This window comes from Aquisalimonas lutea (genome assembly GCF_030409225.1).
GTDB classification, from domain to species: Bacteria; Pseudomonadota; Gammaproteobacteria; order Nitrococcales; family Aquisalimonadaceae; genus Aquisalimonas; species Aquisalimonas lutea.
Genome location: NZ_JAUFPK010000004.1, coordinates 96544 through 117913, shown reverse-complemented (window position 1 = coordinate 117913; position 21370 = coordinate 96544). Strand labels below are relative to the sequence as shown.

Sequence of the window (21370 nt, the reverse complement as noted above, 5' to 3'; positions counted from 1 at the left end):
CCGGCGGCATGAACTACCTGGCCCACCTGTACCTCGCCGACCCCGATGACGGCCACCGGCTGGGCAACCTGGCCGGCGACTGGATTAAGGGACGGCTGGAAGGCCAGGCGTACCCGCAGCGCGTCCTCGACGGGGTGCGCCGCCACCGGTTCGTGGACAGCTGTTCCGACCGCCATCCGGCCGCCCTGGTCGCCCGCCGACGGCTCGGGCCGGACCGGCGCAGGGCCTCCGGGATCATCCTGGACATGGTCAACGACCACTTCCTGGTCCGGCACTGGCCCGCCTACGCGACCACCCCCCTGCCCCGGTTCCTCCGGGACAGCTACGCCAGCGTGGAGCGGATGCGGCCCTACTGGCCGGACCACGGCGTCCGGGTCATGGACCGCATCATCACCGACGACTGGCTGAGCCGCTACGAGGATCTCGACGTCATCGCCCTGGCGCTGGAGCGCATCGCCGGGCGCATGCGGCGGGACCCGGGGCTTTCCGGGACGCTTCCCCTGCTGCGGCGCGAATACACGGCACTGGAGGAGCAGTTCCACGTCCTGATGGACGACCTGTGCCGCGCCTGCGCGTCGCCGGAGTAACCTCCGCGGCGTACGTTGCGCCCCGCTCGGGGAATGGTCGATACTCCGGGCACGGGCACCGGCGCTGACAGCGATGATCCCGTTCGCCGATTGCGAGGTGCAGCCATGCCTTTCCGCCGCCGGTTCACCGCAGTCCCCGCCATCGGACTGCTGCTGCTCGCCGCCGCGTGTGGCGATGACGCGCCCCAGGCCAGCGGCGCCGCCGATGCCTACGAGTCGTTCTTCCGCACCCTCAGCGAGGGCGAGCGGCAGACGGCGCTGGAGGACATCGCGCCCGACGGCGCGCTGGGCGACACGTTCCGGGGCGGGGCCTATTTCACCTATGCCGATGCCATCGAGGCCCGCCTGGAGCGCCACGGCGGCCTCGACGAGGTGGTCGTCGACGGCACCAGCGACGTCCGGGAGGGCGCCGTCCGGGTGGACGGGCGCCTCCGTTTCGCCGACGGCACCGAGCTGGAGCGCTCCATCACCTTCGAGCGCGAGAACGACGAGTGGGTCGGGAAGCTGTAGTCCCGGCCCATCCAACCCCTGGCTAGTTATTCACCAGGTCGCACTCGCTCTGGTCCAGCGGGCGATAGGCGCGCTCGCCGGGAATGGTCTCGAGCACGCGGAGGTAGTCGCTACGGTAGGCGGACTCCCCCGGCCCCTTGACCTCCACCAGCAGCATGTCGTGCACCATCCGGCCATCCTCGCGCAGGGTGCCGTTCTGGGCGAAGAAGTCGTCGATGGGAACGGAGCGCATGGCCTCCATGACGGCATCGGATTCGTCGGTGCCCGCCTCCTCGATCGCCTTCAGGTAATGCAGCACGGCCGAGTAGGTCCCCGCCTGGAGCATGTTCGGGATACGGCCGTGGCGCCGCCGGAAGCGCTCCGACCACGCCCGGGTGGCTTCGTTCTGGTCCCAGTAGAATGCAGTGGTGAAGATCAGCCCCTCCGCCGCGTAGAGCCCCAGCGACTGCACGTTGTTGATGGCGGTGAGCAGGGCGACGACGTCCTGGTCCCCCTGCAGGATCTCGTACTCGTAGGCCTGGCGGACGCTGGTGCGGTGATCACCGCCGGCGTTGGCCAGGGCGATGACGTCGGCCCCGGAGGCCTGGGCGTCCAGCAGCGCCGGCGACATGTCATCCGTGCGGAACTCCGTCAGGCTCCGGCCCAGCACCTCGCCGCCGCCTTCCTCGATGATCGCGCGGGCGTCCGCCTCCAGGGTGTGCCCGAAGGAGTAGTCGACGGTCACGAAGTAGAAGCTCTCGGCCCCCCGCTGGAGCATGCCCGCGGCGGTACCCGCGGACAGCGCATGGGTGTCGTAGGCCCAGTGGACGCCATAGGGCGAGCAGTGCTCGTTGGTGAGACTGGAGCTCGCCGTGCCGGTATGCAGGGCGACGATCTCGTGCTCTTCCGCGTACTTCTGCAGGGGCACCGCTACCTGCGTGCCCACCATCTCGGCGAAGGCGTCGACGTTGTGCTCGGTGCGCAGCCGCTCCGCCTCCTCCAGGGCCACGTCCTTGTCCAGCTGGTGATCCACGGCGATGATCTCGACGGGATGCCCCAGGATCTCGCCGCCCATGTCCTCCACCGCGAGCTGCGCGGCGATCAGGCTGCCCTGCCCGGCACTGTCCGCGTACACGCTGCTGAAGTCGGTCAGGAATCCGATGCGGATCGCGTCATCGGAGACCTGTGCCAGTGCATTCCCTGCCGTCATGGCGGCCGCCACGACCAACCCGGCGCCGGTCCACCCCTTCACTGCCTTGTGCATGCTGCTTTCTCCCGGTTTCCGAAGGTTCGAATCAGCTCAAGAGGGTGCCAGACCGGAAGGGGCGCTATCCGGAACCCTTTCACGATCCGCGCGGGCCGGAATGCGCGCGGCGGGCCAGCCAGGGGAGCCATTCCATGCTCATGACCACCGTGTCGTCCTGGCTGACCACCTCCACAATCACCCGCAGCTCACCGAAGCGCTGGTCGGGGGTATCGTTGGCGGCGGCCACCTCGTAGCGGCACGACAGCCGGTCACCCGGGTACACCGGCCGCCGCCAGCGCAGCTCGTCGAAGCCGGCCGCACCCGCCACCGCCGCGTCCTGCAGCCAGCCGTGGACCAGCAGGCGGTTGGCCAGCGACAGGGTATGCCAGCCCGACGCCGCGAGACCGCCGAACAGGCTCTCCCGGGCGGCGTCATGGTCCAGGTGGAAGGGCTGCGGGTCGTACTGCTCGGCAAAGCCGATGATGCCTTCCTCGGTGACCTCGCAGTCACCGGTGGTGCCCGCCTCGCCGACGGTGAAATCCTCGAACCAGCGCCGGGTCACTGCTGCTCTCCTGTTGCCGGGGCCGCCGCACGGCGGCGGAACATGCCGGACGACTCCATGTACATCACCACCCTGCCGTCCTGGTTCAGGACCTCCGTGCGGTTGCGGGTAAAGCCCACGTCCGGCCGCCGCGGGTGCGGCTGCTTGCCGAGCAGGCACTGACGCACGGTGAGGGTATCGCCGGCGTGCACCGTGTTGAGCCAGCGCAGCTGGTGGATGCCCGGCGAGCCCAGGGAGCTGCTGGTGCGCAGGACGTGGTCGACCATCATGCGCATGCACAGGCAGGCGACGTGGAGCTCGCTGGCGGCAGGGCGGGCGCCGTGGCTCGAACCCGGGGTGTCGCACGGATCATCTGTGGGAGGGGCTTCAGCCCCGACTTTCCCAGGGCCAAGACCGTCAGCAGGGTCGGGGCTGAAGCCCCTCCCACAGAGGTCTTGATCACAAGAATCCTCATCCATAGCCGGGGTCCGGGCGGTGCTGATCTCCGGCCACTCCGCCGGCTCGCCCAGGGTCGCGGGCCGGGCGTCGAACTCGCGGGCGAACGCCCGCATCTGCTCTTCGTCGACGGTGACCCCGCCGAACGTGTGCACGCTGCCGATGATCTGGTCTTCCCAGTAGGTTTCGCTCATCCAACGCTCCCCGTCGCTGCCGCCGTGTTTCTTGAACCGGCCGTAGGAGCGACGTCAGTCGCGACTTCCCGGACAACCCAATGCCCTGGAAAGTCGCGGCTGAAGCCGCTCCCACACCGCTCCGCTGGCGCCTGCTGCAGAATCCTCTGTGGGAGGGGCTTCCTGCATCCTCCGTCCCGCTACCTACTTGGTCAGGTACTCGATGGCCTGATCCAGGCCCTCCAGCGTGAGCGGGTACATGCGCTCGCCCATGATCTCGCGGGTGATCTTGATGGAGGCGGTGTAGTCCCAGCGGCTTTCCGGTTCCGGGTTGAGCCACACGGCCTTCGGGAAGGTCTCCAGGACCCGCTGCATCCAGGTGGCGCCGGCCTCCTCGTTCCAGTGCTCGACACTCGCTCCCGGATAGAGGATCTCGTACGGGCTCATGGTGGCATCGCCCACGAAGATGACCTTGTAATCCGACGGATAGGTATGGAGCAGGTCCCAGGTGGCGGTCACCTCGCTGAAGCGCCGGCGGCTGTCCTTCCACACGCCCTCGTAGAGGAAATTGTGGAAGTAGAAGTACTCCAGGTGCTTGAACTCCATCTGGGCCGCGGAGAACAGCTCCTCGCACACGCGGATGTGGTCGTCCATGGAGCCGCCGACGTCGAAGAACAGCAGCACCTTGGCGGCGTTGTGCCGCTCCGGGACCATCTTCAGGTCCAGGTAGCCGCCGTTGCGCGCCGTCGAGCGGATGGTATCGTCCATGTCCAGCTCTTCCTCGGCGCCTTCCCGGGCGAACCGGCGCAGCCGGCGCAGGGCCATCTTGATGGTGCGCGTGCCCAGCTCCCGGGAGCCGTCCAGGTTGCGGTAGTTGCGCTGGTCCCAGACCTTCACGGCGCGGCGATGGCGGGACTTCTCCTGGCCGATGCGGATACCCTCCGGGTTGTAGCCGTGGGCGCCGAAGGGGGACGTGCCGCCGGTTCCGATCCATTTGCTGCCGCCCTGGTGGCGGTCCGTCTGCTCTTCCAGGCGCTTCTTCAGCGTCTCCATGAGCTTGTCCCAGCCGCCCAGGGACTCGATCTCGGCCTTCTCCTCCTCGGTGAGCATGCGCTCGGCCATGGCCCGCAGCCACTCCTCGGGGATCTCGCCTTCGACTTCCTCGGCAAAAATGTTCTCTATACCATTGAAATAATTGCCGAATACTTGATCGAAACGGTCGAACAGGGTTTCATCCTTGACCAGGATGCCCCGGGCGAGGAAGTAGAAGTCGTCCACGCTGCACACGGCCAGGCGCTTGTCCAGCGCCTCCATGAGGGTGAGATACTCGGTCAGCGTGACCTTCAGGCCCGCCTTGCGCAGCTCGAAGAAAAAATCGATCAGCATGGGGACCTCCCCGGCGTCGCGCGCGGACGCCGGTTCAGTTGGACTTGTTGCGCCGGGACATGAACATCAGGCGCTCGAACAGGTGCACGTCCTGCTCGTTCTTGAGCAGCGCGCCGTACAGCGGCGGCATCATCTTGTGCTTGGTGTTCTCGCGCAGGGCCTCCGGATCCACGTCCTCGGCCATGAGGAGCTTGAGCCAGTCCAGCAGCTCGGAGGTGGAGGGCTTTTTCTTGAGCCCGGGCACGTCGCGGAGCTCGAAGAACAGCTCCATGGCCTCCCGCAGCAGCTCCTTCTTCAGCCCCGGGAAGTGCACCTCCACGATCTGCTGCATGGTCTCCTTGTCCGGGAAATTGATGTAGTGGAAGAAGCAGCGGCGCAGGAACGCGTCGGGCAGCTCCTTCTCGTTGTTGCTGGTGATCACGATGATGGGCCGGTGCTTGGCCCGCACCATCTGCTGCGTCTCGTAGACGTAGAACTCCATGCGGTCGAGCTCGCGCAGCAGGTCGTTGGGGAACTCGATGTCCGCCTTGTCGATCTCGTCGATGAGCAGCACCGGCTGGACATCGGACTCGAAGCAGTGCCACAGCGGGCCCTTGACGATGTAGTTGGCAATGTCGTGGACGCGGTCGTCGCCGAGCTGCGAATCCCGCAGGCGGGAGACGGCGTCGTACTCGTACAGGCCCTGCTGCGCCTTGGTGGTGGACTTGATGTGCCATTCGAAGAACGGCAGTCCCAGCCCTTGGGCCACCTCCTCGGCCAGCAGGGTCTTGCCGGTGCCCGGCTCGCCCTTGATGAGCAGCGGCCGCTGCAGCGTGGCCGCGGCATTCACCGCCATGTTCAGGTCATCGGTGGCAACGTATGTCTCGGTACCCTTGAATTGCATGATGTCCTTCCTGATCGCGGGCCCGCCCGCGGTCGTGTGTTCTGTCGCAAACGGGGACGAGGGTAACACGTTTCGGCGCCGTTCAAGGCCGCAGCAGCAGCCCGACCACCTCCGTGGCGCGGTCCAGGTCCGGCTCGTTGTGCAGGGCGATGAGCGGGTAGAGGTAGGATTCGCCGATGCACACGATGACGTAGGCCAGGGTGTCCGTGTCCATCTGCAGGGGCCGGCCGGTGTCGCGGATCTCCTCTTCCAGCAGCTCCTTCAGCGCCGCCATCAGGCGCACGCGGGTGATGCCGTCGGGCCGGGTGAGCAGGCGCAGGGCGAAGCTGGATTCCTCCCGCAGGAAATGCAGGAACGGACCGGAGCTGCCCAGGTACTGGTTGAAGCGCCGGTAGGTGGCCAGAAAGCCCGGCTCGCCCGCCTCCTCGGCGTCGCGGCGGGCGCGCTCCAGGGTGTCGCGGCTCAGGGACCACAGCACCTCCGCGACCAGCTGCTCACGGTTGCCCATGTGCCGGTACACGGTAATGCGGCTGACGCCCAGGCGCACCGCGATCTCGCCCACGTCCAGCCTCTCGCAGTCGAAGAACATCCGCCGCGCGACGTGCAGGATATCGTCGCTGCGGTTGCCCGCGTCGTCGTTGTCGTGCCGTCGGGCGGACGCCGCCGTGTTGTCTGCTGCCATGGTTCCCCCCGTTACGGAAACGCTGAACCACTCCCGCGCGCAGAAACGCGCGGGAGTGGTTCAGCGTTTCCTTAGCAACGGAACGATACCAGATCGGCCGGTAGCCGCCACGCACCACTCCGCCACGGATGGTGTCGGCCGGGATTCACCCGGCGCTTCGCTTACGCTGCCGAACCATGCGCTGTTAGCGTAGACTGCGTTGCGGGAGCCGCTGCCCTGCTGCACAGTAGGGCAGACGTCCCGCGCAGCACCAACCACCGGGAGTTCGCCATGGATCTCGATCCGCTGCTGCTGTCCCGCATCCAGTTCGCCTTCGTCATCTCCTGGCACATCATCTTCCCGGCATTCACCATCGGGCTGGCCTCCTACATCGCCGTGCTCGAGGGGCTGTACTTCAAGACCAACAACCCCACCTACCTGCGCCTGTCGAAGTTCTGGATCAAGATCTTCGCCGTGTCGTTCGGCATGGGCGTGGTCTCGGGGATCGTCATGTCGTTCCAGTTCGGCACCAACTGGAGCGAGTTCGCGTACGCCTCGGCGAACTTCATGGGGCCGGTGCTGAGCTACGAGGTGGTCACGGCGTTCTTCCTGGAGGCCACCTTCCTCGGCGTGCTGCTGTTCGGCCGCGACAAGGTGCCCCAGGGCGCCCACCTGCTCGCCGCCATCATGGTCGCGGTGGGCACGTTCATCTCGTCATTCTGGATTCTCGCCGCCAACAGCTGGATGCAGACCCCGGCCGGCGTGGAGATGGTCGACGGCGTCTTCCGCGTCACCAGCTGGATCGAGGCGATCTTCAACCCCTCCTTCCCGTACCGGCTGGTGCACATGGTCATGGCCGCCTTCCTGACCACGGGCTTCTTCGTGGTCGGCGTCAGCGCCTGGTACCTGCTCAAGGGCCGGGCCACGGAATCCGCCCGGGTAATGCTTTCCATGACCTTGTGGCTGCTTCTGGTCCTGGCCCCGGCCCAGGTGTTCGTCGGCGACATGCACGGGCTCAACACGCTGGAGCACCAGCCGCAGAAGGTGGCGGCAATGGAGGGCAACTGGGAGACCCAGAGCCACGCGCCTCTGCTGCTGTTCGCCATCCCGGACTCCGAGGCGGAGACCAATCACTTCGAGATCGGCATCCCGAGCCTGGCCAGCATCATCCTCAAGCACCACGCCGACGGCGTGGTGCCGGGCCTCAAGGACTGGGCGCCGGAAGACCGCCCCGTGGTCGGCGTGACCTTCTGGTCCTTCCGCGTCATGGTGGGCATCGGCTTTCTCATGGTCGCGGTGGTGCTCATCGGGCTGGTCCTGCGGCTGCGCGGCCGGCTGTTCGACGCCGCCTGGTTCCACCGCGTGTGCGTGGGCATGCTGCCGCTGAGCTTCGTGGCCGTGCTCGCCGGCTGGCTGACCACCGAGACGGGCCGCTTCCCCTGGGTGGTGCACGGGCTCATGCGCGTGGAGGATGCCGTCACCCCGGCGCTCACCGGCGGCGTGGTCCTGGCCTCGCTGCTGGTCTACATCGCCGTCTACGCGGTGGTCTTCCTGGCCGGGGCCTACTACATCGTCAAGATCATCCAGGCCGGTCCGGACCGCGAGGACGTACCCGCCGGTGAAGACACCCAGGAGGAGCTGCGCCGCCGGCCCTCGCGTCCCCTGTCCGCGGTGGATCAAACCTTCGATACGCCGGAGTAGCCGCCATGGAAACCATCGACCTGACACTGATCTGGGCGCTCATCATCGCACTGGGCGTGTTCATGTACGTGCTCATGGACGGCTTCGACCTGGGCGTCGGCATTCTCTTCCCCTACGCGCCGGGGGACACGGCCCGGGACATCATGATGAACACCGTCGCACCCGTCTGGGACGGCAACGAGACCTGGCTGGTGCTCGGCGGCGCCGGCCTCCTCGGCGCCTTCCCCATGGTCTACTCCATCCTCCTGCCCGCCATGTACCTGCCGGTGCTGGTGATGCTGGTGGCGCTGATATTCCGGGGGGTTGCCTTCGAGTTCCGCTTCAAGGCCAAGCAGTCCAAGTGGCTCTGGGACGTGTCCTTCACCGTCGGCTCGACCCTGGCGGCGTTCTCCCAGGGGGTCATCCTGGGTGCATTCATCCAGGGCTTCGAGGTGGTGGACGGCGCCTACGCCGGCGGCATGTTCGACTGGCTGTCGCCGTTCAGCATCATGACCGGCCTGGGCCTGGTAGCGGGCTACGCCCTGGTGGGCTGCGCCTGGATCATCATGAAAACCACCGGCGACGTGCGCGAATGGGCCTACAGCATCGCCCACCGACTGCTGTACGTGACCCTGTTCGCGATCGTCGTGGTCAGTGTCTGGACACCGCTGATGCACGATGCCATCGCCCAGCGCTGGTTCTCGCTGCCCAACTTCTTCTATTTCATGCCGGTGCCCGTCATCACCGCCGGGCTCGCGGTGGTGTTCTACCGGGCCCTGCTCCAGCGGCGGGACTACCTGCCCTTCTTCTGCGCGCTGGGGCTGTACATCCTCAGCTACACCGGGCTCGCCATCAGCCTGTGGCCGCACGTCATCCAGCCGGACATTACCCTGTGGGAAGCGGCCTCGGCACCGGAGTCGCAGCTGTTCCTGCTGCTGGGGGTGCTGTTCACGCTGCCCATCATCCTCGGCTACACCACCTGGACCTACTGGGTCTTCCGGGGCAAGGTGACGGAACACTCCGCCGGATACCACTAGGGCCGGCTGCGGATGGAGGAAGCATCCGGAGTCGGTGCAGGAGCCGGGGACACGGGCAACGAGGCGGACCGCTCCTGGCTGCGGGCACGTGCCCGTGCCGCCGGGAGCTGGACCCGCGTGGTCACCGTCGCGGGGCTCCTGGCCGGCTGGCTGGTCATCGCCCAGGCGGCGCTCCTGGCGTCACTGGTCCAGCGCGTGGCCGCGGACGGTGCCGGCCTCCGGGAGCTGGGCGGGCTGCTCGCCGGCCTGCTGGTGGTCCTGCTGCTGCGGGCCGGCTGCACGGCCGTCCAGGAATGGGCAGCGGCGGAAACCGCCCATCGCGTCCACCGCGCCGCCAGGGAGCGCCTCTACCAGCATCTCCTGGCCCTGGGGCCGGCGGGCATCGCGCGCCACGCCCCCGGTGGCCTGGCATCCGCCGTGGTCGAACAGGTGGCCGCGCTGGGCCCGTACGTGGCGCGCTACCAGCCCCAGATGGTGATCACCGTGCTGGTGCCGCTGGCGATTGTCGTCGCCGTCGCCCTGGTGGACTGGCTGGCGGCGCTGCTGCTGTTGCTGGCGGCGCCGCTGATCCCGGCGTTCATGGCCCTGGTGGGCATGGGCGCCGAGGCGGTCAGCCGCACCCAGCACCAGGCCCTGGCGCGGCTGGGCGGCTATTTCCTGGACCGGCTCCAGGGCCTGGACCTGCTGCGCCACCTGGGCCGCGCGGATGACGAGGCGCGGACGCTGGAATCCGTGGGCGAGGCGTACCGGCGCCGCTCCATGGCGGTGCTGCGGGTCGCCTTCCTGTCGTCCGCGGTGCTGGAATTCTTCAGCTCCGTGGCCATTGCCCTGGTGGCCGTCTACATCGGCATGGGCCTGCTCGGCTATCTCGCCCTGGGGCCGGCGCCCGAGCTCACCCTGTTCAGCGGCCTGTTCGTGCTGCTGCTGGCCCCGGAGTTCTTCCAGCCGCTGCGGCAGCTCGCCCAGCACTACCACGACCGGGCCGCGGCGCTCGGCGCCGCCGCCGAGCTCCGGCGCCTGGAGGAGACGCCCTCGCCCATGCCGCCGGGCGGTGACGAGCAACCGCCCGGCGCGGCGCCCGCCATCGAGCTCAGCGGGGTCACCGTCGCCGGCGACACCGGAGCACCGATTCTCGCGGATCTGGCCTTGAGCATTCCAGCCGGGCAGGCCGTCCTGGTGACCGGCGCCTCGGGCAGCGGCAAGACCACGCTGCTGCACGTCGTCGCCGCCTTCCGCGAGCCCGATCGCGGCGAGGTCCGCATCGACGGCACCTCCCTGGGGACACTGGATCGGGCGGCCTGGCAGCAGCGCCTCGGCTGGCTGGCCCAGGTCCCCCACCTGTTCCCGGCGTCCGTGCGCAGCAACCTGGATCCGGGTGATCACGGCGTGGACACGGGCACGCTGGAGCATGCCCTGGAGCGCGCGGGCGCCCGGGCGTTCACCGCGCGGCTGGCCCAGGGCCTGGATACCCCCCTGGACGAGCGCGGCGGCGGCCTCTCCGGCGGCGAAGGCCAGCGGCTGGCCCTGGCCCGGGCGCTGGTGCGCCGGGCCCCGGTATTGCTGGTGGACGAGCCCACCGCCAGCCTGGACCCGGAGACGGCGGATCACGTCAGCGAGACGCTGCGTGCGGAAGCCGCCCGCGGGGCGACCGTCATCATCGCCAGCCATGCCGCCGAGCAGTTCCCGTGGGTGAATCGCGTGATCACGCTCACCGGCGGCCGCATCACGGGGGATCGCCATGCGTGAGCTCTGGCTGCTGTGGCGCATGCACCTGCCCCGCTGGCGGTGGCTGGCCGCCGGCGCCGCGCTCATGCTGGCGGCCACCCTGGCGAACTTCGGGCTGCTGGCCCTGTCGGGCTGGTTCATCACGGCGACCGGACTGGCCGGGCTCGCCGGCACGGCCCTGGATATCTACCGCCCCGGCGCCGGCATTCGGTTCTTCGCCGTGGGGCGGGCGGCGAGCCGCTACGGCGAGCGTCTGGTCACCCACGAGGCGGTATTGCGCCTGCTCGCCGACCTGCGGGTGCGGGTGTTCCGGCGGCTCATGGGCCTGGATCCGGCCCGCCTGGCGGCCCTGCGCAGCGGTGACACGCTGACGCGCCTCACCGCGGACGTGGACCGGCTGGATCAGTTCTACCTGCGGGTGCTCGCGCCCACGGCCGTGGCCGTCGTCGGGCTGGCGATGGCCGGCCTCGTGCTGGCGCTGTTCGCACCCGCCCCGTCGCTGGTCGTGGTCGCCCTGGTCGCCGCCGTCGCCGTGGCCGCCGCGTGGACGACCGGCCGCCTGGCCCGCCGGCCGGGGCGCGAGCAGGTCCGGCTCGGCAGCCGCCTGCGGGAGCACCTGGTCGGCAGCCTCGACGGGCTGGCGGAGATGCACATCCACGGCGGCGTTCCCCTCGCACGCGCCCGGTTCCGGGCTCTGGCCGACGGCTACGAGGGTGCCGAGCGTACCCTGAGCCGGCTGGCGGGGCTGACCCAGGCGCTGGCCAGCTCGGGCACGCTGCTCGCCCTGTGGCTGGCGGCCGTTAGCGCCATCCCGCTCGTCCGGGCGGACACGCTGTCCGGCCCCGGGTTCGCCCTGATCCTCGTCGGCACACTGGCGCTGACGGAATTCCTGATGCCATTGCCGCTGGCCGTCCAGGCCCTGAGCCGCACCCGCAGCGCCGCCCGGCGGGTGCTCACCACTGCGCCGCGGGAACACCCGTCACCCGCCTCGTCCACCGCCGGGCCCGGTGACGGCACGCTGGCCTTCCACGAGGCGGTGTATCGCTACACGGAAGACGGCCGGCCGGTGGTCGACCAGGTATCCCTCGCCCTGGAGCCCGGGACCCACGTCGCCATCACCGGGGGCAGCGGAAGCGGCAAGAGCACCCTGCTGGCACTGGCAGCAGGCATCCGGACGCCGCAGGCGGGCAGCGTATGGCTCGGGGGGGACCCGGTCAGCTCGCTGTCGCCGGAAGCTGTCGGCCGCCGGGCCGCCTGGCTGCCCCAGCGCACCATTGTCTTCGGCGACACGGTGGCCGGGAACCTGCGCCTGGCGGCCCCGGACGCACCCGAGGAGATGCTGTGGCAGGCCCTGCGCACCGCGGCCCTGGAGGACACCGTGGCCGCCCTGCCCGACGGGCTGGAGACGTGGGTGGGCGTCGGCGGGCGGGCGCTGTCCGGCGGCGAGGCGCGCCGCCTGTGCCTGGCCCGGACACTGCTCCAGCCCGCTCCGGTGCTGCTGCTCGACGAGCCCACCCGCGGCCTGGAGGCGGAGACGGCGGAAGCCGTACTCCGGCAACTGCTGGAACACGCCCGGGAACGCGCCGTGCTGATCGTCACCCACGATCCGGACCGCCTTCCCACCACGGTCGCGCGCCGCCGGCTGCGGGCGGGTCGGCTCCTTGCAGCGATCTGATACAATCCCGCGCGTTGGATGCACCGGGCCCTCGGGCGAGGGCGGCGGGGGCCAGGCACACGATCAGCGATTCAGGAGGACGGCGGTGTCAAGCCAGCGACCCGGTACGCCGGAGTATGTCACCCGCGGCCAGCAGATCGTCGAGGAGCTGGAGTCCGACTACCAGCGCATCGTGATCGCGTATGACCCGGCTTATGGTCATGTGCTGTACCTGGACGACGATCTGCAGATCGCCGAGTCCGACCACGCCTACAACCAGGCCATGATCGAGCCCATCGCTCAGGCGGGACTGCTGGACCGGGTCCTCATCCTCGGCGGCGGCGACGGCGGCGTGCTCAAGGCGGCCGTGCGCGGCCAGGCCCGGGAGGCGACCCTGGTGGATATCGACGGCAGGGTGGTGGAACTGGCCCGCCAGTACTTCCCCGGCCTGTGCGAAGACGCTTTCGACGCCCCCAACGCCCGGGTCATCATCGGGGACGCCTTTACCTGGCTGGACGAGGCGGCCGGCTACGACGCCATCGTCTACGATCTCACCATGGAACCGGTCCGGGAGCACCAGACGCGGCTGGAGTTCATCGAGGAGATCGTCGGGCGCATCGCCGCCAGCCTCAAGCCCGAGGGCATGCTCACCATGCAGTGCTGCAGCGAGCACCAGCCCGAGCTGCGCAGCGAGATCCACGACGCCCTCAGCCGGCATTTCACCGCGGTGTCCGACCACCCCGTGGAAGTGCCCTCCTACCACGAGCGCTGGATCTTCGCGAACGCGCGCTACCCGGTGCGGCGGGAAGGTTAGTCTGCGGAAACCACCACGGAATGGCGCTCCATCTCGCTGCTGCCGGCGAACGCCTCCGGCGGCAGCGGATCGGCGTGGGCCGCACGGAAGTCCTCGCTGCCCACCCAGGCGTCGAACGCCTCCTTGCTCTGCCACACGCTCTGGACCAGATACGGCAGTCCCTCCGCCTCCGGGCGCAGCACCTCCATGCGCACGAAGCCCGGGTTGCGCTCGATGCGCCCCGCGCGCCGGCGGAAACGCTCCTCGAACGCCTCCTCCCAGCCCGCGGCGACGTAGACACGGTTGGTTACCTGGTACACGGGTATCTCCTCCTGCCGGCCCATCGACCGGCGCTGCCTCGCCGCGCCAGTGTCTCCGCCGGCAAGCTTGTTTACAATCGGGGGATCGAACCCGATCCGGGCATCGGGTTCCCGGCCGCTGACGGAAACAGGAGGCATCCTTTTGGATACCAAGGCACTGCAGGACTACGTCGACCGCACCTGGCAGGACGAGATACTCGGGGAACTGGAGGGATTCATCCGGATCCCCGCCAAGTCACCGGCCTTCGATGCCGAGTGGGCCGAGCACGGCCACCTGGACGAGGCCGTGGCCCATGCCGAGCGCTGGTGCCGGGAAACCGCGCCGGCGGATGCCAGCGTCGAGGTGGTTCGCCTCCCCGGGCGCACGCCGCTGCTGCTGGTGGATGTTCCCGGCACCCGCGAGGGCACCATCCTGCTCTACGGCCACCTGGACAAGCAGCCGGAAGTCAGCGGCTGGAGCGAAGGCCTGGGGCCCTGGCAGCCCGTCCTGCGGGATGATCGCCTCTACGGCCGCGGCAGCGCCGATGACGGCTACGCCGTCTACGCCTCGCTGGCGTCGGTCCGTGCGGTCCACGACCAGGGCATCCCCCACGGCCGTTGCCTGCTGCTCATCGAGACCTGCGAGGAAAGCGGCAGCTTCGATCTGCCCCACTACATCGACCACCTGCGCGAGCGCATCGGCCAGCCGGATCTCGTCCTGTGCCTGGACTCCGGCTGCGGCAACTACGAGCAGATGTGGTGCACCACCTCCCTGCGGGGCATGGCCGCGGGCACCCTGCGCGTGGAGACCCTCACCCAGGGCGTGCACTCCGGCGATGCCGGCGGCGTGGTACCGTCGTCGTTCCGCATCGTGCGCCATCGCCTGGAGCGCCTGGAGGACTCCGCGGACGGCCGCATCACCCCGGGAGCGTTCAACACCAGCATCCCGGACGACCGCCGCACCCAGGCCGGGGAGGCCGCCGCGGTGGTCGGCACCACGCTGCGTGACCGGTTCCCGTTCGCGGGCAGCACCCGGGCCGAGGAGCAGGACCTCACCGAGCTGGTGCTCAACCGCAGCTGGCGGCCGGCCCTGGAAATCACGGGCGCCGACGGCCTGCCGCCCATCGCCGAGGCAGGCAACGTGCTGCGGGCATCCACCTCGGTGAAGCTGGCCCTGCGCCTGCCGCCCACGGTGGACGGCCATGAGGCCTCGCAGCACCTCAAGGAGCTGCTGGAGGCGGATCCGCCCCACGACGCCCGGGTCACCTTCACCCCGGAGCAGGCAGCCACGGGCTGGCACGCGCCGCCGCTGAGCCCGTGGCTGGCGGAAACCATGGATGCCGCCTCCCGCGACGCCTTCGGCGCCAAGGCGATGTTCATGGGTGAAGGCGGCACCATCCCGTTCATGGCGCTGCTGAGCAATGCCTTCCCGAAGGCGCAGTTCGTCATCACCGGCGTTCTCGGGCCGCAGTCCAACGCCCACGGCCCGGACGAGTTCCTGCACGTGCCCACCGCCCGCCGGCTCACCACCTGCGTGGCCCGCATCATCGCGGCACACGGGCAGCAGACGTAGCACGTGCGCATGCCCGCCGTAGGAGCGACGTGAGTCGCGACTTTCCAGAGAACCCGATGCCCTGGAAAGTCGGGGCTCAAGCCCCTCCCACAGGATCCCGGAGCAGGGTTCATCGAAGCCGTGTAGGAGCGGCTTCAGCCGCGACCTTGCAGTGCTTCAGACTCCCTGGAAAGTCGCGACTGACGTCGCTCCTACGGGAGATGCGGCAGCCGTCGGCGGCATTGGCACAGGGACCGGGAGCACTGTTTATTTATACAGCTTTCTCGTCCATACTTGCCCCGGAGCGTCCCCGAGCCGGAGAGCCGTCATGTACAAGGGCCGTGGCACCGATCAGAGCTTGCCCGGGCGGTTCGCCCGGCAGACGCGGGAGGACGTGGACGACGGCTGGCCGGAGACGCCCGCCGTCGAGGACACGGCGCCGCGCACGGTGGTGGAGCCGGAGAGCGCACGCTCGGTGATCAGCCGCAACAGCTCGCCGGATGTCCCCTTCGGCCAGTCCCTGAACCCGTATCGCGGCTGCGAGCACGGCTGCATCTACTGCTTCGCCCGGCCGACCCACGCCTACCTCGACCTCTCTCCCGGGCTGGACTTCGAGACCCGGCTCACCGCCAAGACCAACGCCGCGGAGCGCCTGCGTGCCGAGCTCGGCAAGCCGTCGTACCGCTGCTCGCCCATCGTGCTGGGCACCAGCACGGACCCCTATCAGCCGGTGGAGCGCACCTGGCGCATCACCCGGCAGGTCCTGGAGGTGCTGGCGGAGACCCGTCACCCGGTGAGCATCATCACCAAGGGCAGCGGCATCCTGCGGGACCTGGATCTGCTCGGCTCCATGGCGCGGGACGGCCTGGTGTCGGTCATGGTGAGCCTGACCTCCCTGGATGCGGAGCTCAAGCGCAAGCTCGAGCCCCGGGCGGCGTCACCGGAGCGACGCCTGCGGGTCATGCAGGCGCTCCGGGACGACGGCGTGCCCGTGGGCACCCTCATCGCACCGGTGATCCCGGCGCTCACCGACCACGAGCTGGAGGACCTGGTCGCGGCCGCTGCGGACGCCGGCGCCACCCAGGCGGGCTACGTGCTCCTGCGGCTGCCCTGGGAGGTACGGCCCCTGTTCCGCGACTGGCTGCAACACCACTACCCGCAGCGGGCGGAGCACGTGCTCAGCCTGCTGCGCCAGATGCGCGAGGGCCGCGAGAACGACCCGCGCTTCGGCAGCCGCATGCGCGGCAGGGGCCCCTGGGCGGACCTGCTCGAGCAGCGCTTTCACCGCGCACTGCGCGCAAACGGCCTGGACAAGCGCCACCAGCGCGAGCTCCGCACCGACCTCTTCCGCCCACCGGGGCGCTCGTCCCAGCTCTCCCTGTTCGACGACGGCCGCGGCTGAGCGGCCGGTCACCGCCTGGCCCGGGCCCGGCGGTGACCGCTATGCTGGGTGTACGTGCAGGCGAAGCCACGGAGGGGTGGCATGACGGAGGCACCCTACACCGACGACATCATGACGCGGATCGACGCCGTCGCCCAGCGGCTGGCGACGGCCAGCCGCGTTCTGTTCATCACCGGCGCGGGGCTGTCGGCGGACTCCGGGCTGCCCACCTACCGCGGCATCGGCGGCATCTACGACGACGGCGTCACGGACGAGGGCATCCCCTTCGAGGTCGCCCTGTCCGGGGACATGTTCCGGCGCAACCCCGAGCTGACCTGGAAGCACATCGCGCGCATCGAGTCCGCCACCCGGGGCGCCCGGCACAACCCGGGCCACGAGGTGCTGGCGGACCTGGAAGATCAGCTGCCCCACGCCTGCGTGCTGACCCAGAACGTCGACGGCTTCCACCACCAGGCCGGCAGCCGCAACGTCATCGAGGTCCACGGCAACGTCCACCACCTGCGTTGCACCAGCTGCGACCGCGAGAAGCAGGTGGACGACTTCTCCGGGCTGCCCATTCCCCCGGTGTGCCTGCGTTGCGGCGGCATGCTGAGGCCGGACGTGGTGCTGTTCGGCGAGATGCTCCCCTTCCCGGCCATGAACCACCTGGCAGCGGAAACCGCGGAAGGATTCGACGTGGTCATGAGCATCGGCACCACCAGCGTGTTTCCCTACATCACGGAGCCCGTTCTGACCGCCCGCGACCAGGGCGCCACCACCGTGGAAATCAACCCGGATACCACCGAGATCTCGGGCCTGGTGGACTATCGGCTGCCCGACCGGGCTGCTGCCATGCTGAACGCGCTCTGGGAGCGATTCCGCTCCGCCCACGGACACGGATGACCCTGTGAGCCAGTTCCTGGGCGCACGGCCCGGCACCTGCTACCTTGCGCAGCAATAACACGAACGACAAGGACAACGATGGCACCCGCTGAACCGACGGACGGCGCCGCCGGCACTTCGCTGCTGGACGAGCTTGAACGCCTGGAGACCGTGCCCTGCCTGGAGCCCGAGCAGCTGGACCGGCTGCTGTTCCTGTTCCGCGCCTCGGATCCGGGCGTCTATCAGCCCGCGGCCGCGGCCCTCGGGCGCCGCGCCGTCAACGACGATGCCGCCGACCGGGCGCTCTACGAGTACGCCCGCATGCGCCGCATTGACGCCGACCGGCCGTTGCAGCTCAACGGCCAGCGCAGCACGCGGCGTGTCCTGCTGGCGCGGACCAGCACCTGGGTGCACGCATCCGGCGATCTGCGCGGGCCGCCGCCGATCACCCCGGAGCAGGTCGCCGCAGGACGCCCGGACAACACCGCCGACACCGCGGTGCTGCTGGATGTCGTCGGCCAGCTGCTGGCGACCCGTGCCGTGGACGGCCTGGCGGAAGCGGCGGAGACGCTGCTCAACGATCTCCCCGATCACGGTGCCGGCCGCATGGTGTGGCGGCGCTGGACCGAGCTGCTGTTCGCCATCCGCGCCCACGGCCTGCCCATGCAGGTCCCCGGCTGCACGGGCGCATGGCGCGATGCCCTGCACCACCTGGTGATCACCGGGCGCGACGAGACCCCCGTGGCGGACGGTACCCGACGCCTCATTGCCCTGGACGAGCTCTTTCGCGTCGCCGGCCGGCACCCGGACGCACTGCAGGAGCTCAGCTCGGCCTGGCCGCATACGGTCACCGAGGCGGATCGCCGGTGGTGCCGGCTGCGTTTCGCCACCTGGTGCCGCCGCCATCATCCCGGGCGCGCCGCGCTGCTCAACGTCGAGCCCCGGGACTACGCCGGCCTGGCCCGGCAGGCGGCGGAGCTCGAGCGCGCCTGGCAGGAGCGCCCCGGTCACATCGGCGCGTCGCCGGTGGAAGCCCGCGAGCAGGAGCTGCTGGACACGCTCGCCGGGCTGGTGGCGGCACCGGAGGGCTGGCGTCGCCAGCCGGCCCGCGAGCGGGCCCTGGCGCTTTTCCTCATCGTCGATCTCGACACCGCGATCGCGGTGGAGCCGGAACGCGCCGCGGCCCTTCCGGGTGTCGGTCGGGGCGGCAGCGGGCTGACCGTCCCCTGGGTCCTGCGGGTGGCCGAATGGGAAGCCATCGCCCCCGAGACGCTGCTGGATGCCCGGACCCTGCACGGCATCCGCGACGTCACCCTGCAGGAGCAGCTCGTCCGTCGCGACGCCACCGGTGCCGGTGAGCTCGCCGACGTGTTCGAGCACCGCTTCCGGGAGCTGCTCCATCAGCCCCGGCAATGGGATCCGCGCCGCTTCCTTCTCCGGCTGCATGGCCGGCAACCGGCGCCGGCGCTGTTCCGGCGCATGCGCAGTGTCGTCGGCGACCGCGAGTACGTGGATGCCTCCGGCCACAACGTCCCCCTGGCGCAGTGGTGCCGCGCCCTCGCCGACGAGGACGAGAGCACACGCCAGCCCGGTCTCGACTCCGTGGACGGCCACCGGAGCCCGGTCCTCGACGCGCTGCACGCCCTGTCCCGGGAGCCCGGCGTTCCGGCGGACGCCGTGCACGATCTCATCACGCTGATCGGCAAGGCGGGCACCACGGTGGGGGCGCCGCCGGGCACCATCGTCGGCCTGCTGCGCTACCTGGGCCCCCCGGCGGGTGTGCACCAGCTCCCGGAGCGCGAGCTGGACGACATCCAGCACGAGCTCCTGAGCCTGGCGGGACTCCTCGGTGCCGGCGGCTGGCAGGAACCGCTGCGCACGCGGGAGGCGGCCGCGGGACTGGACCACCAGCTGCGCCGCCTCGAGGAGACTCTCGGGCCTTTGCTGCCCTATCCGGAGGCGGCCGCACTGCAGGCCGGCTGCGGCGCGGTCCGCCGCTATACACGGGCGTGGCTCCAGGGCCTGGAGGCGGTCGCCGCCGCCACCACGGAACCCGCCGAAGACGATCCGCAGGAGTGGTCGGCCGCACTGGCCCAGGTGCCCGCCGAGCTGCCCACGTCACTGCGAGGCCCGCTCTTGCTGGAGGTCTGGAATCGCCTGCGCAGCACCGCGGCGCAGCCCGTCGCCCTCCTGCGCTGGGCGACGGGGCGGCTGGATGAGCAGTCACTGCCCACCGTGGTGGACGCCCTGGCCGCATACTGGCGCGAGCAGCTGCACGCGGCCATGGCCGCGGGCGCCACCGCCGACGTGCGCATGCTGGTCAAGGATCCGGTTTTCACGCCCCTGCGCGAGCGCATCCGCGACCCGGAGCTGGGATACGCCCTGCGCACCTGGCACTTCGACCGCCTGCGCCCGATGACGGGCATCACGGCGGGACGCCGCCTGGGCGGGCCGGCCAATCCCTTTCGCGGGCTCGGTGCCTTCCTGGGCAATTTCGCCGCTGTCTGGATCGGCCTGCTGGTAGGGGCCATTCTCATGCTCGACTTCGGGGATGCCTGGCGCGCCATGGCCGAAGATGGAGACGTCCCCGGCATCGCCGTGACATTCCTGCTGGGGGCCGGCGGCACGGCGGCGTACCTGCTGGCCAACCTGCGCACCAAGGTGCGCCGCACCGCCGGCGAGGCCGCGGCGGGTTTCTGGCTCGGGGAGCTCGGCCGCGTGCTCGTCTTCCTGGTGCTGTGCCTGGCCTATACGCTCGCCGCCACGAGCGGATTGTGGCTCCTGCTGTCGGGAACCGGGGAGGTCGTCCACGGCCCCATGGCGGCCGGTCATATCGTGGTCTGGGCCGGCTTCGCGCTGTTCGCCGGGACCTTCTTCGGCCTGGTGGCCAAGGAAGTATGATGCCGCGGGCCGCCGGTCACTCCCGGTCCAGGCGCTCGATCAGGCGCTGCTGGTAGGCGGTATCCGTCCACAACGGCGTCTGTTTCCGGCCACGCTTCTCGCTGAGCTGCAGGCGCAGCACCTCCAGCCGCCGCCGGGCCCGGTCGCGACCCGCCTCGTCGTCCACGGGCAGCTCCGCCAGCAAGTCCTCGACCTTCTCGATCTCCCGGCGCACCTGCACCTCCGGCGGAATGTAGCCGGCATTCTTCAGCATCCGGTAGGCCGGGCGCAGGTGCTCCGGGATGAATGAATCGTCATCGAGCTGCTGCCGCCGGCCGGCACCCGGCAGATCGTCCAGCTCCCCGCGATCCCGCGCCTCGGCGATGCACTGCTCGGCGATCTGGTCCAGCAACCACATGAACGCATCCTCCAGCCCTCTGCGCCGAGTGTGCCACATGCGCCGGATGCCCGGATAACCGGCGCGGGCTGTCGGCACCTCTTGATATTGTCCGATATTGGACTATCATGTTTCGTAGATTCCGGAGGTACTCATGGCGCAGGAAACCGGCCGCGGGAAACCGCGATACATGCAGCTCCTGCGGGAGCTCGTCGAGGCCTACCAGGCGTTCGAGGCCTACTCGGCCCCCCATATCAAGAGCTGGGGGCTGACGCCGGCGCAGTTCGACGTCCTGGCGACCCTGGGCAACACCGAAGGCATGACCTTCCGCGAGCTGGGGCACCGCACACTCATCTACAAGACCACGCTGACCAGCATCGTGGACCGGCTGCAGGAGCACGGTCTCGTGGAACGCCATCCCTCGCCCCGGGATCGGCGAAGCACCATTGCCGCCCTGACCGACAAGGGCGATGCCCTGTTCCAGGAGGTCTTCCCGGAGCATACGGAGCACCTGCGCAAGCGCCTGGAGCAGCTGCCGCCCGACGAGATGGACGAGGCCATCGCTGCGCTCCGGCGCGTACGGAACGTATTCCAGTAAGGCGGGCGGTCGCTGGAGCCGCGGACGTCCGCGTAAATCGTCCGACATCGGACTAAAACCCAAGGAGGTC

20 protein-coding genes are annotated in these 21370 nt (G+C 69.7%); 12 read left to right on the top strand and 8 right to left on the bottom strand.

The features are described from left to right. The first annotated feature begins 8 nt into the window (after positions 1–8). Together QWY84_RS11670 and QWY84_RS11665 are read left to right on the top strand one after the other, a co-directional pair. Entirely contained in the window at positions 9–587 is a 579-nt protein-coding gene (locus tag QWY84_RS11670; RefSeq protein WP_290202886.1) for an acyl carrier protein phosphodiesterase, read from the top strand. Positions 588–692: 105 nt separating this feature from the next. Further along, positions 693–1097, top strand: a complete 405-nt coding sequence (locus QWY84_RS11665; RefSeq protein ID WP_290202885.1) for a hypothetical protein — start codon at positions 693–695, stop codon at positions 1095–1097. A 22-nt stretch (positions 1098–1119) separates the two neighbouring features. Here QWY84_RS11665 and QWY84_RS11660 read toward each other — a convergent pair whose 3' ends face one another. The 6 genes from QWY84_RS11660 to QWY84_RS11635 all read right to left on the bottom strand — a co-directional run bounded on the left by QWY84_RS11660 (position 1120) and on the right by QWY84_RS11635 (position 6443). Beyond that, complete coding sequence (locus tag QWY84_RS11660; RefSeq protein ID WP_290202884.1) at positions 1120–2340, bottom strand: ABC transporter substrate-binding protein; 1221 nt, start codon at positions 2338–2340, stop codon at positions 1120–1122. A 79-nt stretch (positions 2341–2419) separates the two neighbouring features. Then, a complete protein-coding gene (locus QWY84_RS11655; RefSeq protein WP_290202883.1) occupies positions 2420–2884 on the bottom strand; it encodes a MaoC/PaaZ C-terminal domain-containing protein in 465 nt (154 codons plus the stop codon). After that, positions 2881–3513, bottom strand: coding sequence for a hotdog family protein (locus tag QWY84_RS11650; protein WP_290202882.1), 633 nt, complete (start codon positions 3511–3513; stop codon positions 2881–2883). The genes QWY84_RS11655 and QWY84_RS11650 overlap by 4 nt, the downstream gene beginning before the upstream one ends. 183 nt (positions 3514–3696) lie before the next feature. Continuing rightward, positions 3697–4878 carry a vWA domain-containing protein gene (locus QWY84_RS11645; protein WP_290202881.1) on the bottom strand — a complete coding sequence of 394 codons (1182 nt, stop codon included), beginning with the start codon at positions 4876–4878 and terminating at the stop codon, positions 3697–3699. Positions 4879–4912: 34 nt separating this feature from the next. Further along, positions 4913–5761: an AAA family ATPase gene (locus tag QWY84_RS11640; RefSeq protein WP_290202880.1), complete on the bottom strand. Its 849-nt coding sequence runs from the start codon at positions 5759–5761 to the stop codon at positions 4913–4915. Positions 5762–5843: 82 nt separating this feature from the next. Continuing rightward, complete coding sequence (locus tag QWY84_RS11635) at positions 5844–6443, bottom strand: TetR/AcrR family transcriptional regulator (protein ID WP_290202879.1); 600 nt, start codon at positions 6441–6443, stop codon at positions 5844–5846. A 270-nt stretch (positions 6444–6713) separates the two neighbouring features. Here QWY84_RS11635 and QWY84_RS11630 point away from each other — a divergent pair, with 270 nt between their 5' ends. The 5 genes from QWY84_RS11630 to QWY84_RS11610 all read left to right on the top strand — a co-directional run bounded on the left by QWY84_RS11630 (position 6714) and on the right by QWY84_RS11610 (position 13332). After that, a complete protein-coding gene (locus QWY84_RS11630; RefSeq protein ID WP_290202878.1) occupies positions 6714–8123 on the top strand; it encodes a cytochrome ubiquinol oxidase subunit I in 1410 nt (469 codons plus the stop codon). Positions 8124–8128: 5 nt separating this feature from the next. Beyond that, complete coding sequence (cydB, locus tag QWY84_RS11625; RefSeq protein ID WP_290202877.1) at positions 8129–9139, top strand: cytochrome d ubiquinol oxidase subunit II; 1011 nt, start codon at positions 8129–8131, stop codon at positions 9137–9139. Between the two features lie 12 nt (positions 9140–9151). Then, complete coding sequence (gene cydD, locus QWY84_RS11620; RefSeq protein WP_290202876.1) at positions 9152–10885, top strand: thiol reductant ABC exporter subunit CydD; 1734 nt, start codon at positions 9152–9154, stop codon at positions 10883–10885. Continuing rightward, positions 10878–12539: a thiol reductant ABC exporter subunit CydC gene (cydC, locus tag QWY84_RS11615; RefSeq protein ID WP_290202875.1), complete on the top strand. Its 1662-nt coding sequence runs from the start codon at positions 10878–10880 to the stop codon at positions 12537–12539. Before cydD ends, cydC begins: the two co-directional genes overlap by 8 nt. Positions 12540–12624: 85 nt before the next feature. Continuing rightward, positions 12625–13332 (top strand): spermidine synthase, encoded by a 708-nt coding sequence (locus tag QWY84_RS11610; protein ID WP_290202874.1) that lies wholly within the window; start codon positions 12625–12627, stop codon positions 13330–13332. On the opposite strand, the gene QWY84_RS11605 is transcribed toward QWY84_RS11610, so the two are convergent. Beyond that, positions 13329–13631, bottom strand: a complete 303-nt coding sequence (locus QWY84_RS11605; RefSeq protein WP_290202873.1) for an antibiotic biosynthesis monooxygenase family protein — start codon at positions 13629–13631, stop codon at positions 13329–13331. The two genes, QWY84_RS11610 and QWY84_RS11605, sit on opposite strands and share 4 nt — an antisense overlap. A 142-nt stretch (positions 13632–13773) precedes the next feature. Here QWY84_RS11605 and QWY84_RS11600 point away from each other — a divergent pair, with 142 nt between their 5' ends. From QWY84_RS11600 to QWY84_RS11585, 4 genes are all read left to right on the top strand, one after another. Then, the gene (locus tag QWY84_RS11600) at positions 13774–15183 is read left to right on the top strand and encodes a M20 family metallopeptidase (protein WP_290202872.1); all 1410 of its coding nucleotides are present in this window, start codon (positions 13774–13776) and stop codon (positions 15181–15183) included. 307 nt (positions 15184–15490) lie between these two features. Next, entirely contained in the window at positions 15491–16564 is a 1074-nt protein-coding gene (locus QWY84_RS11595; RefSeq protein ID WP_290202871.1) for a PA0069 family radical SAM protein, read from the top strand. Between the two features lie 81 nt (positions 16565–16645). Continuing rightward, positions 16646–17446: an SIR2 family NAD-dependent protein deacylase gene (locus QWY84_RS11590; RefSeq protein ID WP_290202870.1), complete on the top strand. Its 801-nt coding sequence runs from the start codon at positions 16646–16648 to the stop codon at positions 17444–17446. A gap of 78 nt (positions 17447–17524) precedes the next feature. Next, positions 17525–20326, top strand: coding sequence for a hypothetical protein (locus tag QWY84_RS11585; protein WP_290202869.1), 2802 nt, complete (start codon positions 17525–17527; stop codon positions 20324–20326). A 16-nt stretch (positions 20327–20342) separates the two neighbouring features. Here QWY84_RS11585 and QWY84_RS11580 read toward each other — a convergent pair whose 3' ends face one another. Next, positions 20343–20723, bottom strand: a complete 381-nt coding sequence (locus QWY84_RS11580) for a DnaJ family domain-containing protein (protein WP_290202868.1) — start codon at positions 20721–20723, stop codon at positions 20343–20345. A gap of 133 nt (positions 20724–20856) precedes the next feature. Here QWY84_RS11580 and QWY84_RS11575 point away from each other — a divergent pair, with 133 nt between their 5' ends. Continuing rightward, positions 20857–21300, top strand: a complete 444-nt coding sequence (locus QWY84_RS11575) for a MarR family winged helix-turn-helix transcriptional regulator (RefSeq protein WP_290202867.1) — start codon at positions 20857–20859, stop codon at positions 21298–21300. Positions 21301–21370 lie beyond the last annotated feature (70 nt).